Origin of the sequence: Pisciglobus halotolerans (assembly GCF_900113675.1) — a bacterium.
Classification (GTDB): Bacteria; Bacillota; Bacilli; order Lactobacillales; family Carnobacteriaceae; genus Pisciglobus; species Pisciglobus halotolerans.
Map to the genome: position 1 here is coordinate 44,770 of NZ_FOQE01000012.1, position 10,941 is coordinate 55,710.

Consider the following 10,941-nt stretch of genomic DNA (forward strand, 5'->3'; position numbering starts at 1 on the left):
TTAATAGTTATATGTTTTTAATTTCTTGTTATATTTAACTGTCCTTACTTCTAATTGCTCATCAAGACTTAGCGCATGAACCAAAGCCATAAATCCATCTGTTTTTCTTGTTTCAGGCTCGATTTTTTCATATGTTTTATTTCCTTTGTTATCCATTTTTACATATACGTTATTTGTATACCAACGCATCATCATGTCATTTCCATAAACAATTGTATGATTTGCAAACATCGTATCAATCAAAGGAGCAAGTTTGCCATGAGTAATCGGACCGCTTGGAACTTCTTGCCAAGGCAATCCAGCTTCTTGAAACGCTTCTTTTAATACACTTATCCGGAATCTATCCATTGCTATGTTTTTAATACGGTAACCGTGTTTGTTAACTTGTTCAATAAACCAATTAGTAATATATGCAGGATCCATGATCGTTCCTGGAACAATAGTCACTAGCCCTTCATTAACTGCTCTGTCAATATCCAGTTTAAATTTTGTTAATTTAAGGGATTCAGCAACGACAAATGTATGGTGTCTCCAGTAACGTTTGCCGTCTTTTTTAAATAATAACCCAACTCCAATAAAGTCGCGAATATCCGCATAGTCAACTGCTCCAACACATTGCATACCATCTAATTTTGGTATTTCTTGATTAGTAGCTAAAATGTCATCCCAACTAGCTACCGAAGCAGAAGTATCTTCGAGCGGCCAATTCAAACGTTTTGTCAAAAATTCAATTTTCATTGCTGGATTCTTTTTAGCTTTTTTGTAGTCTCTCATATAGGCTTTTTTTAGTTCTGGAAGATATGGGAGCATTGGATTTGCTTTTTCCCAACTGTCAGGATCTTCCCATTCCTCATAAGAGTCAATCCGGCACATCATAGGAAAAAGTGTACTTTCTGTGTCCATTCCTTGTAAAACTTCTAGTGCTTCCGTCTTTTGGTCGTCAAGAACTGCTCCTCTTACGTATCCATCTGTTGTAGTATAAAAAATGCGAGCAAAAGGAACTTTTCCCAAAGCAGAAGTGAACACTTTTAATTGATCGTAATTCTCATACTGGTGTGTTTCGTCAAAACCGACCGCTCCTGGTCTTAAACCGTCTTTTGTTGCTGCATTGCTTGTATAATATCGGATAGTAGAATTCGTTTTCTTGAATGTAATTCTTACCAAACTTCTGTCATACGCCGGTATCAGATTCTTATTATTCCCGATCGTTTCATGAACGTCCATGAACGAAGTTTTGGCTTGATCCTCACTGTTTGCGACAATATCGAAATTATACCTATTCACTCCATGCCGGTTGCTAGTCAAATAAAAGGCTGCATCCGTCAGTATTGCATTTTTACCAAATCCACGAGCGATATAGAGAAAAAATTCCTCAAAAACAAGGTCTCCATTATCATAAAAAAGCCCCGATATGCAGGCATGGATAAATCGCTGTATCGGTGCTAGTTTGTAAGGGCGATATTTTTCTATCAGTTCAATACAGTTTTTCACTTTTAATTGATCGACATAAGTATTGGGTAGATTCAATTTTTGTTTGACTAACCTAATGAGCAATTTCATTTCTTTGTTTGTTTTCTGTTTCCCAGTGTCAACTATATCGATCCAGTCGTCTAAGTGTCGACATCCACCACTATACATCGACTCCACCCTCATTCTTAATGCCAGTTGCCTGAAGGCCTAGTTTGTCTAGAATGGATAGCATTTGCTTGTTCACATTCACAAGCATTCCAACAGAATCATTTTTCTTAATACTTGTCGGCCCTTCTACAGCAACTCCTCTTTCTTTAATATCATATTCAAGTGCAATCGTTGTATCCCAAAGGCTCATATACCTTTCGATCATATCGCTATACGGTTCATGATATAAGTTTTTTTCTTTTAATTGTTTGATTAGCGCGTTTCTAATCTTTCCGCGAGCCAATTTGTAGGCCGCTTCAGTCATTCTTTCACTACTCAAGTTACTCACTCCTTTTTGATAAAAATCACGCCCTTTCATGATATGGCGATTAAATATTTTTTCCAATGACCCCTCCCCGTTGCTAGCCTCCCCAAAAGAATCAGCGTTTGGTTTGACCCGGGGGGGTTACGTACGACTACCATCTTTCTTCATTGGTGAACTTTTTCTTCTGGTTCGGTAACTTATCATGCACCTTGTTATGGCAAGCATTACATAGCGTTTGCAGGTTACTTAAAGCAAGAGCCAGTTCAGGATTGTCTTTAACTTCTTTTATGTGGTGAACCATGTCGCCTTTAGAATACTTACCATTTGCTTTACACATTTGACACTCGTTATGATCTCTCTTCTTAGCAATAGCTCTTAGCTTCCGCCACTCTTTAGATTTGTAAAACCTAATCATGTCATTGGCAGCAATGTATTCTTTTAATTGTTTGAGTATCAAAGGAGTCATAAGATTCATGACTTACCTTCTTCTTTCTTTGCGAACTCTTTAGCATACTCACCTGCTAGAATCTCTTGGATTAGTAGAGTAGCTTTAAGCCCTAGTGTATCAGGTGTTAAATTCAACCGTTCTAAATATTCTTTATTGTTATCGCCTTTCAATACTTGGATCATAACAGAAGTTAACAGTGCTGCGGTCTCAGCATTTGTCAATCCATACAACGTTATCATGTCATAGATATGTTGTTGCATTTCGTCAAGGTTCTTCTCTTGATTATTAACAAACTCTTCTATGTTCCTTTTCTGAAACCTATTTAATTTATCAGACATGTTCTCATCCTTTCTATTAAAAAAAGAGAACCGCATAAACGATTCTCTCTTCTAAAGGAGTATTCTCATATTAATAATATACACCTTCAAATCGTGCAATGTCGTGCAACTATTTATTTTCTTTCAAATTGTTGTAAAAACTATTAACTATTTTCTCACGCCATCGATAAAGCGTACTTACATCTATATTAAGTTTAGCAGACACTCGCTTCGCATGTCCTCTGTATGTTCCATGCCGATTGATATAAAACTCCGTCATTGCTTCCTGTAAGTATTGCGGTAATTCTGCATAAGTTTTTTCAATCGCGAACCCGATAGATAAATACTTATTTAGCGTTTCATCTTCATCTAATTTGATCAAAGTTCTGAGCGTGCTCTCATCTACGTGTTGATTACTGGACTTACCGCCGCCAATGTTCTCATCTACTTCTCTCATAGGATTTCGGATAGCAAGTTCAATCAGTTTTGATTCTTTTAAGTACCATTTATATTTAGCAAGCATCTTCTCTAGCTCTTTAAAGTTATATTCCAATCTCCCACGCTCCTAGAATAGACTAATCACTTTCATCCATATACTAATCGCACCAAGCACCGCTAAGCCTGTAACAAGTATCGCGATAGCAACTAGTGCAACAAACACGATTGCAGCAAGTATATCCGCAACTAAATCTTTCATCTACATCCCACCCCTGTCAATTCCAGCATTTCTTCTCTTGTCATATACCCCAAATAAATGTAGTCTAGCCTGTCTATCTCGTCCGGTTCCAAATACTCTTCTGTCGCTACAATTCCATAAACAGACGCTACCCAGTTACTTGGTGGTCTGGTGTGTTTCTTGCGTGGCTTCCACCAATAAAAAGTTGGTTCCATTGGCACATCTCCTTTTAAGAGTTATTCCAGCTAATTCTTATCCGCTCACCTTTATTGACAAACTCCATATTCAAAAGTTTGGTCTTGTATTCTTTCTCTTCCCAAACAACGTCAAAGCCATCTCCTAGCCTTTCTTTTATCTTCTTCGTTGTACGTTTATCTCTCAAACGTCTAACCAAATAAACTTTTTTATCGTCCCACGTTGATTCTTTTTCGTCTGTTTTCTTTATAAAAATATTCGCTGTACTTATCCCTTGTTTAGCCATTTCGATTATTTGAGATTCTATATCCATCTTTTTGTACCAACGTTCAAACCACAAATTGTATGATTCCTTGTCTACGCTTATAACTTCATCTATCAGACTCATCTTTTTTATCTCTCCTTTTTAAATATCACATTTACTAAAATGTCCCACGCTCTCTCAATTACGATCGGTAGTTGGTCAAATAGCCGCTCAATCGAAGCGAGCCACTTAAACAGTTTATTCATTTCGTTTCCTCCTCTGCTTCCTTATTAAACTCGTCGTACACTTCTACATTATCTCCTCAACTTCTCCGCCAACCAACTCCGCCACACCTTTAGCTTGGTTTCTGCTAGCGAACTTTAAAGCCTTGTCTTTTACTGAAAATTTATAATTAAAATCTAAAGGTTCGACAACATCTTTATATAAATGTAGCGATTCCACGTATAGGTAGTTTAATCCTTGGTCTACTTTAACCCGATACAACTTCTCTTTCTCAACAGTATAACCAAACCATGCTCTAGCGAATACATCTGGGTTATCCAGTGCCCATTCTTGGGCTCGCTCATGTTTATTATTTTTTAAAGTGAAGACGGTTCTAATATTAAAATTAGGCTTTATCTCCGTTATGAAATCAGCAACAAATTTCGGAATAATTGGTTTTTCTGGTTCTTCTAATTCTTTAGCCAATCCTAAAACAAATTCCAAGCCTTTTTTAAAGCCTTCCATTTGTTCTCCTTTTCCACCATAAATATTGATCTGTTTTGTTATTTCTTCCACCAACCATTGTTTATCTTTTTCCATGGCTATTCCTCCTAAAATAATTAACTTACCGAACGCATCCAAAATATAAATAGACCGATGATTAAAAACATAACCAAGTGAAATATAAAAAATTCCCAAGGCGTGACTGATTTATCTAAAAATCTGTTTACTTTGTTACGCAAATTCATTCCGTTACCTCCTCTGCAAATGCCCAAAATCGTTCGTCTATGTTTCTAATTTCTTGTTCTGTTAAATGGTACTCTTGTTTACTTTTATCATATACTTTCATATTGTCTCCTACTTTTACGCTACCACTTTCTCGATATAAGTAGACACCTTGTCTAGTTCCTATCGGTGCAAAACAAGCGGTATACTGTGGGATAACAACTTTCTCCTGCTCTGATTCTTCTAGTTGTTCAACAAAATTAAGCACCCAGTTTGTGGATATTATCGAATTGCTTTCGTCTAAACCTGCGGGCACATATGACATTCTTGATATTTCATTCTTCAACCACTCTTTATCTTTTTTCATGACAATCCTCCTCAAATATATCTGCATCATTGTCTTAATCTACTAACTCACCATTCATATATACATTTACAGAATCGTGATATATAACATCATCTTCCGATATTACCGCAAGAACATCGTCATTCTTTTTGGTGACTATGATACTTGGATAACACCCTTGTTCCCTTGTATCACTTTTGTTATCCATTGATATACCAACCGCTTGATTCAGTTTATTTCTATACTTCACGACTACTCCAAATGCTGTAAGCGTTACTGCTGCTAATACTATTTTTTTCATTCCACTTCCTCCTTAACCTCTATCAATTCCCACCCGACAATTACTCGTTCAAACAATTCTGGCGTGAAATTAAAATAGCCATTTTCTGCAAAGATAGAAACCATCAGACTGTTTTTATCCCATTTTTATATTGAGCTTCGTATACTTTCCCTTCATAGAAATGACGTCCTTCTGCCTCAAATGATTCCTCTGTTTTAAATTTACGTACTGTACCTTCTTTATAGTTCATTCTGATTCCTCCTTCTTTTTAAAACTTTCCCATTCTTCTTTCATGTTATCTCGGATGCAAAACTCTTCTAAAAAACCTTCCGTATTGATTAGTTCTTTTTTATGCAAGTCTTTAAAAATTTCCGCTTCTGGTAAAATATATAGAGTGTAGAAGTCGCCGTCTTGGATTCCTCTTATAAAAATAGCTGTTCTTCCTTTTTGGATAACCTCTCCCGTCAAATAGCATTTGTGTTCTTTTCTGGTGTTAACTATTTTTTCTTCTAGTATTTCGAACATTCCGATTCCTCCTTCAGCTTAAATTCGATTTGAGTTAAGAGTTCCTTTTGTGTATTCCAAATCCTTCTTATATTCTGCCAAATATCTCCTTATTTCTTTTTCGTCAGTTATCATTGGAAAAGGCGTTTTTTCCCACAATATCCAGTCTGCTTTTTCATCTGAAATGTTAGGGAAATATTCTCTAACTAAATCAAGATAATTCTTTTCTGTTTTCATTCCGTTTCCTCCTGTTCTATTTCTCTAAACAAACGTACAGCATGGTCATGACCTGCCACGGCTTGGTCTACGTTATCATATAGCGCCTGATAAACTTCTCCCCAGTCAGTGACCTCTTGATTTTCAGACATAAAAACCATTGTTTCCCAGCCACGATCAAACGTGTCTTTATTACTTACAAAATATTCATAACCTTTCGTATCTTTTACCCAGCTTTCCATACTATCCCTCCTTTACACCAACTTCTCTACACACTGTTTTGCTGTTCCTTCTGCAAGGAGTTGATAACCTTTGTAGATGGCGAATGTTTTGGTCATTTCTCTAACTCTCTTTTCGCAAATTCTGAGAACTCTTTGAGATTCATAGTTTGACCTGTATTTTCCACAACTTCATGTTCCTGAATATATATTTCTTTATAGTCATCATTACCTAGTTTGTTAGTGTATTCACTCTTAACCATCGCATCTCCGACATCTTTAAAAACTCCGACAATTTCACTCGTGCCATCTTTCTTTTCGATTACCACTACCCATACTTTCATTTATTAGTCCTCCCAATCTTCCACCAAATCAATCGTTTTGACTTTTAAGCAACAAGCGAATTCGTCTAGCTTATCAATCCCCATGTTTGTTTCAGCGTTCTCGTAACGATCGATTTGTGTCGCATTCATCCCCATCTTTGCAGCTAACTGTGTGATGCTCATGCCTAACTCTTTGCGGTAACGTTCGATGTTCTCGCCTACTACTATTCTTGTCGGTCTCATCTTTCTTCACCTGCATACACGAATTTATATCCATCCCGATAACCCCAACCTTTTTTCATTTGCCTTTTGATAGCACTGTAAGGGAAATTAAAATACACAGTGGCTTTCTTCAACGAAGGAAATACTTCAAGCACTTTACCGTCTTTATAAACAGCAGTTTTTTTAGAACTCCCTCTGCCTCTCTTGTGACTGTTTATTTTTGTAGCTCTTCTCTCGTCCTCAGTATTGTCAGCGATCAACTTGCCACCATAAAGTGCTCTCAATCTAACCAATTCTGCATGTCCTTCGTCTAGAGCAACAACAGAACCATAATCTCTTTCTATTTTTCTAAGTTGTTCAAACGCTTCTTTCCTATTTTCTCTATTCATCGTCATTTTCCTCCTTTGCAATCTCTTTTAATTTATCCAAGTAATAACCCGCTTTATCCAAATCTTCCAAGCCGTTCTTCTTGTCAAAACGTGTTACATATTTCAGCACGTTCATTCTGTAAAAACCCTTCAGCTCATCTTGTGTGAAGTTTTCTTCGCCAAATTTGATAACGTCTATGTTGCCGTTGTGGTAGTAGGAAGGTTTTAGCTTTTCCATTGTTCGTCACTCCCTAATTATTTTCTTTCCAGTTATTCTGTACCCTGATCGTTCCAGCTTTCCTCTTAATCCCATTTCTGTCCTGCCGATCATTTTGGCAACTTCCGCCAATGGATATCCGCTTTTATACAAGTCTATCGCTTTGTCTATTTCTTCTTGCGTGTATGGAGGAACTGCCGTACGGTTGACATATACCGGCCAGGGTAGGTTCAAGTCATATATCTTTCTTTTCAGCGCTCCTTGAGATCTGTTTAACTTTTCTGAAATTTCTGGATAAGTGTATTTTTCTTGGTTCAATAGAAATTTTAATTCGCTGATCTCCCAGGTTGTCCACGGTCTGCGCTTGCCCACTTTGGATTTCCCTGCTTTTCTCGCCACATCTACCCAATCAGGTTCTTTTCCGAAAATATATTTTGGAAACTCTGGCCATTGGATACGATGTTTGTTTTCTTCTGCCCAAATCCAGAAACTATCTGGATATATTCGCACATATTTCTTTGCAATTGTCTTACTTTTCTTAGCAGGGAAATCGCACTCGTTAATCCAATATTGAACAGTTGTTCTGCTTATCCCTGTTGCTTCACAAAAGTCAGTTACCGTGAACCAGCTTCCATTTTCTTTCTGTGTGATACCTAATCGAACAGCTTTATTTAATATTGACTGTTCACTCCTATTTAATTCCATCTGCAAAGTCTCTATTCGTCTGTTGCCATATTCTTCCTTCAGGATATCTATTTCTTCAGTTGTCCATCTTCGCATCTTGTCACCTACGCTATCTGCATCAATGTTCCGATTATTTTCTGGTTGTCTTTCTGCTTCAGATCATCTAAAACATGAGCATAAGTCTCTTGTGTCACCGTTACATTAGCGTGCCCTAGCCTTGCTGAAATCGAATGAATCGAAACGCCTGCAGCAAGCAAAACACTTGCATGCGTATGCCGCAAACCATGAATGCTGATGATCGTGATTTCTAATTCTTTACACTTTCTTTCCAAGTAACCGTTTATCGTTGAATTGAACTGCCTTACGTACGATCCATCTTTATTCTTTTTAACGAATATTGGTTCATTCTCTGGCATCCCTTGTATAACTGGCCTGAATTGTCCAACGATTTGCCAGTCAATCGCAATCGTCCTGATCGATGTTGATGTTTTCGTTTCAACGAAGCCGCCATCTTTAGACTTGTATTTCCACGTTTTATTGACATGCAGCACATTTTGATCAAAATCAAAGTCGGCTGGCGTTAGCGCTAAAGCTTCTGCATATCTCAACCCTGTTTTAGCGATAATCATGATGAGCCAATCACTATTGATTCCATTTGATAGGTCTAGTGATCGGATCAGTTTTGTCAGTTCATCAATTTGCAGAAACTTATTCTTTTTACGATGATCTGGCTTCTTACCTTTGATGATTGCTCGATATGTCGGATCCCTATCCAGGATGCCATCGTGGAACATATCCTGGACACACGCTTTGACTTGATGATGAAAGTCGGTAGTCGTTGCTTTTTCGTGTGTCTTAGCGTATTCATTAAGTATTTTCTGATACACACGCCTATCCAACTTGTCTATCGTTAAATCAGGAACGATGTTGCTTAAACTTCTGTGTGTCATCTTATATTTATTCAGCGTGACATCTCTGACAGCGCCGACTTTATACGTTTCAACCCATTCCTTGAAGTAGTCAACAAATAGTTCACTTTCCATTATTGACCACTCCTTTTAAATGTTCTGGCATTCCTTCGCTTTCAGTATGCTCAATAGCGTCTTCCAGCCATTCTTTCACGCCGAACTCTTTAGCAGCTACTTCACTATGAGGCATCACGTTTAAAGAGCTGAACGCCATGAAGTCATCGTTTTCGTTTTGGATAAAGTAGATCTGCTTTGCTTCTCTCAATAACGAATCACCATGCACAACAGTTGCGTTCATGCCTCTAATCATCAAATTGAACAGCAAGAAAGGAATAGCTCTATCTGATAACTCCTCACACTGATAAAAGTAATTTGACGGCTTGTATTCCCATGGAGATTGTTGTAAGCGATCGTGATGCCATTTAGCGATTGTGATCCCGCCTGTTCCAGCCGCTACATCTAACGTTCTGCCGCATCCATTTTCTCCTACTGTCAATCTAGCTAGCAGATGAGAAATGGATTGCGGAGTGAAATCTTGTTTCTTACTTTTCTTTTCTGCATGTTCCTCTTGAAAATATTCATGAAACCAATCAAAGTCCATTTTATGTTCATGTTCAAGAAACTTTTTGAACATTGCTTCTCGTTTTTCTTTATCAAACAATGTTTTCATAAGTTTCTCAGGAGCTTGATAAGATTCTGTGATGCCTAATATGCTGTTTACCGTTTTTAGATCCACATCACACCAACTTTCTCCAACCTTTTTCCACACCTCTCCAAACGTGTATACCATGCCTGTTTACGAGATAAAGCTTTATCCCTTGTCTAGTCGCTCCTTCTTGTCTGTATCCTCCAAATCCTTCTTTTATAGGTCCATTTGGTTTGATTCTATTCTCATGCATCCAAGAATGGAGCTTAATCATCATTTTTTGCTTTTCAGTTTTTGGTACTTCACACATATGATCACTCCTCGTATTCCTTAATCAATATCTCAACTCTCGGGTTCTCTCTATCTAGCAATACTCTTGATCCATCAACCGACTTAACGATCTTTGAAGAATCATCTGCAATGATTGCTGAATCTTGCAGCAAGTCATGTGTTGCGTTCATCAAATTAGTAATATCAACGCGTCTTTTGTCTGGCATATAATACAAAGCAGTAATGCAGACAGGGTTGTTGATTGGTTCTTTCGGTTTGGCTGACATTGCTTGGATGATAAAATCTTTCTTGTATCGCTCATATTGAGCAGACGGGGCAACAAATGGCTTGCCCGTCCGTCTATTCCTCAATATACGCTGGCTGTTTTTCTTGGTTATTGGTTTTCCGATTATCGTTAATTGCAACATTTATTTTTCTTCCACCTTCTTTTTAGATCTAATTTTCTCTAGCCTGTTTCTAAACGCTTGCTGATCTTCTACACTTGCTGGCTTCTCTTTCGGCTCTTCGTAATCGTCTTTCGCCCAATCTGGCAGAACTTCTTTTCTAACTGGTTGTTTAGAATAAGAAGTTTTCTTTTTGCTCTGATTTGCAAATGCAACATCTTCCGCTTCTACTTGTTCCATAGTCCGGATATTCTTCTTATCCCAATTTCTCATTATGCCCTCAGCATATCTAAATCCTTTTTGATCAATCGCAGCTCTGCGCATAGCTTCAATAACAAGCTCTTGGTTCAAATCTTCAATCCACATTTCAATCGTCTGCATAACTGTTGGGTTTTCTATTCCAAAGTTATTTTGATAAAAATCATGTGCATTAGGCTGAGTAGTAGTAGCAGGAATTTCTTCTTTACTACTACTATCCTTACCTAACCTATCCTTACCTAACCTA

At 37.6% G+C, this 10,941-nt stretch carries 25 protein-coding genes; all 25 read right to left on the reverse strand.

All coding sequences use genetic code 11. The features are described from left to right. Nucleotides 1-1,638: a terminase TerL endonuclease subunit gene (locus BM057_RS05780; protein ID WP_245741838.1), complete on the reverse strand. Its 1,638-nt coding sequence runs from the start codon at nt 1,636-1,638 to the stop codon at nt 1-3. Further along, nucleotides 1,631-2,023, reverse strand: a complete 393-nt coding sequence (locus tag BM057_RS05785) for a P27 family phage terminase small subunit (RefSeq protein WP_245741839.1) — start codon at nt 2,021-2,023, stop codon at nt 1,631-1,633. Before BM057_RS05785 ends, BM057_RS05780 begins: the two co-directional genes overlap by 8 nt. 70 nt (nt 2,024-2,093) lie before the next feature. Further along, entirely contained in the window at nt 2,094-2,417 is a 324-nt protein-coding gene (locus tag BM057_RS05790; protein ID WP_092092126.1) for an HNH endonuclease, read from the reverse strand. Continuing rightward, on the reverse strand, nt 2,414-2,650 hold the full coding sequence (locus BM057_RS05795) for a hypothetical protein (protein WP_143074479.1): 237 nt from the start codon (nt 2,648-2,650) through the stop codon (nt 2,414-2,416). Before BM057_RS05795 ends, BM057_RS05790 begins: the two co-directional genes overlap by 4 nt. Before the next feature lie 187 nt (nt 2,651-2,837). Beyond that, a complete protein-coding gene (locus BM057_RS05800; RefSeq protein ID WP_092092129.1) occupies nt 2,838-3,260 on the reverse strand; it encodes a hypothetical protein in 423 nt (140 codons plus the stop codon). A gap of 12 nt (nt 3,261-3,272) precedes the next feature. Next, a complete protein-coding gene (locus tag BM057_RS12040; protein WP_281246060.1) occupies nt 3,273-3,404 on the reverse strand; it encodes a hypothetical protein in 132 nt (43 codons plus the stop codon). Further along, entirely contained in the window at nt 3,401-3,604 is a 204-nt protein-coding gene (locus tag BM057_RS05805; RefSeq protein ID WP_143074480.1) for a hypothetical protein, read from the reverse strand. Before BM057_RS05805 ends, BM057_RS12040 begins: the two co-directional genes overlap by 4 nt. A gap of 8 nt (nt 3,605-3,612) precedes the next feature. After that, entirely contained in the window at nt 3,613-3,966 is a 354-nt protein-coding gene (locus tag BM057_RS05810) for a hypothetical protein (RefSeq protein WP_092092133.1), read from the reverse strand. A gap of 165 nt (nt 3,967-4,131) precedes the next feature. Next, nucleotides 4,132-4,644 (reverse strand): DUF1642 domain-containing protein, encoded by a 513-nt coding sequence (locus BM057_RS05815; protein ID WP_092092135.1) that lies wholly within the window; start codon nt 4,642-4,644, stop codon nt 4,132-4,134. A 145-nt stretch (nt 4,645-4,789) separates the two neighbouring features. Then, nucleotides 4,790-5,137 carry a DUF1642 domain-containing protein gene (locus BM057_RS05820; RefSeq protein WP_092092137.1) on the reverse strand — a complete coding sequence of 116 codons (348 nt, stop codon included), beginning with the start codon at nt 5,135-5,137 and terminating at the stop codon, nt 4,790-4,792. 34 nt (nt 5,138-5,171) lie between these two features. After that, nucleotides 5,172-5,417: a hypothetical protein gene (locus tag BM057_RS05825; RefSeq protein ID WP_092092139.1), complete on the reverse strand. Its 246-nt coding sequence runs from the start codon at nt 5,415-5,417 to the stop codon at nt 5,172-5,174. Nucleotides 5,418-5,520: 103 nt separating this feature from the next. Then, nucleotides 5,521-5,646, reverse strand: a complete 126-nt coding sequence (locus BM057_RS12045) for a hypothetical protein (protein ID WP_281246061.1) — start codon at nt 5,644-5,646, stop codon at nt 5,521-5,523. Further along, nucleotides 5,643-5,921, reverse strand: a complete 279-nt coding sequence (locus tag BM057_RS05830; protein ID WP_092092141.1) for a hypothetical protein — start codon at nt 5,919-5,921, stop codon at nt 5,643-5,645. The genes BM057_RS12045 and BM057_RS05830 overlap by 4 nt, the downstream gene beginning before the upstream one ends. Nucleotides 5,922-5,939: 18 nt before the next feature. Beyond that, nucleotides 5,940-6,137 carry a hypothetical protein gene (locus BM057_RS05835; RefSeq protein ID WP_092092143.1) on the reverse strand — a complete coding sequence of 66 codons (198 nt, stop codon included), beginning with the start codon at nt 6,135-6,137 and terminating at the stop codon, nt 5,940-5,942. After that, nucleotides 6,134-6,358 carry a hypothetical protein gene (locus BM057_RS05840; RefSeq protein ID WP_092092145.1) on the reverse strand — a complete coding sequence of 75 codons (225 nt, stop codon included), beginning with the start codon at nt 6,356-6,358 and terminating at the stop codon, nt 6,134-6,136. Before BM057_RS05840 ends, BM057_RS05835 begins: the two co-directional genes overlap by 4 nt. A gap of 92 nt (nt 6,359-6,450) precedes the next feature. Beyond that, entirely contained in the window at nt 6,451-6,678 is a 228-nt protein-coding gene (locus BM057_RS05845) for a hypothetical protein (protein WP_092092147.1), read from the reverse strand. Between the two features lie 3 nt (nt 6,679-6,681). Then, nucleotides 6,682-6,900 carry a helix-turn-helix domain-containing protein gene (locus BM057_RS05850; RefSeq protein ID WP_092092149.1) on the reverse strand — a complete coding sequence of 73 codons (219 nt, stop codon included), beginning with the start codon at nt 6,898-6,900 and terminating at the stop codon, nt 6,682-6,684. Further along, entirely contained in the window at nt 6,897-7,268 is a 372-nt protein-coding gene (locus BM057_RS05855; RefSeq protein ID WP_092092151.1) for a hypothetical protein, read from the reverse strand. Before BM057_RS05855 ends, BM057_RS05850 begins: the two co-directional genes overlap by 4 nt. Continuing rightward, nucleotides 7,261-7,485, reverse strand: coding sequence for a DUF3310 domain-containing protein (locus tag BM057_RS05860; RefSeq protein ID WP_092092153.1), 225 nt, complete (start codon nt 7,483-7,485; stop codon nt 7,261-7,263). The genes BM057_RS05855 and BM057_RS05860 overlap by 8 nt, the downstream gene beginning before the upstream one ends. 6 nt (nt 7,486-7,491) lie before the next feature. Then, nucleotides 7,492-8,244 carry a helix-turn-helix domain-containing protein gene (locus BM057_RS05865; RefSeq protein ID WP_092092155.1) on the reverse strand — a complete coding sequence of 251 codons (753 nt, stop codon included), beginning with the start codon at nt 8,242-8,244 and terminating at the stop codon, nt 7,492-7,494. A gap of 8 nt (nt 8,245-8,252) precedes the next feature. Then, on the reverse strand, nt 8,253-9,191 hold the full coding sequence (locus BM057_RS05870; protein ID WP_092092156.1) for a site-specific integrase: 939 nt from the start codon (nt 9,189-9,191) through the stop codon (nt 8,253-8,255). Then, nucleotides 9,181-9,852 carry an N-6 DNA methylase gene (locus BM057_RS05875; protein ID WP_245741841.1) on the reverse strand — a complete coding sequence of 224 codons (672 nt, stop codon included), beginning with the start codon at nt 9,850-9,852 and terminating at the stop codon, nt 9,181-9,183. Before BM057_RS05875 ends, BM057_RS05870 begins: the two co-directional genes overlap by 11 nt. Before the next feature lies 1 nt (nt 9,853). Further along, nucleotides 9,854-10,072 carry a hypothetical protein gene (locus BM057_RS11665; RefSeq protein WP_092092160.1) on the reverse strand — a complete coding sequence of 73 codons (219 nt, stop codon included), beginning with the start codon at nt 10,070-10,072 and terminating at the stop codon, nt 9,854-9,856. Nucleotides 10,073-10,076: 4 nt separating this feature from the next. Then, on the reverse strand, nt 10,077-10,460 hold the full coding sequence (locus BM057_RS05885) for a RusA family crossover junction endodeoxyribonuclease (RefSeq protein ID WP_092092162.1): 384 nt from the start codon (nt 10,458-10,460) through the stop codon (nt 10,077-10,079). Next, on the reverse strand, nt 10,461-10,941 hold a 481-nt coding region (locus BM057_RS05890), incomplete at its 5' end, for a DnaD domain-containing protein (RefSeq protein ID WP_143074482.1). It abuts the gene before it with no gap.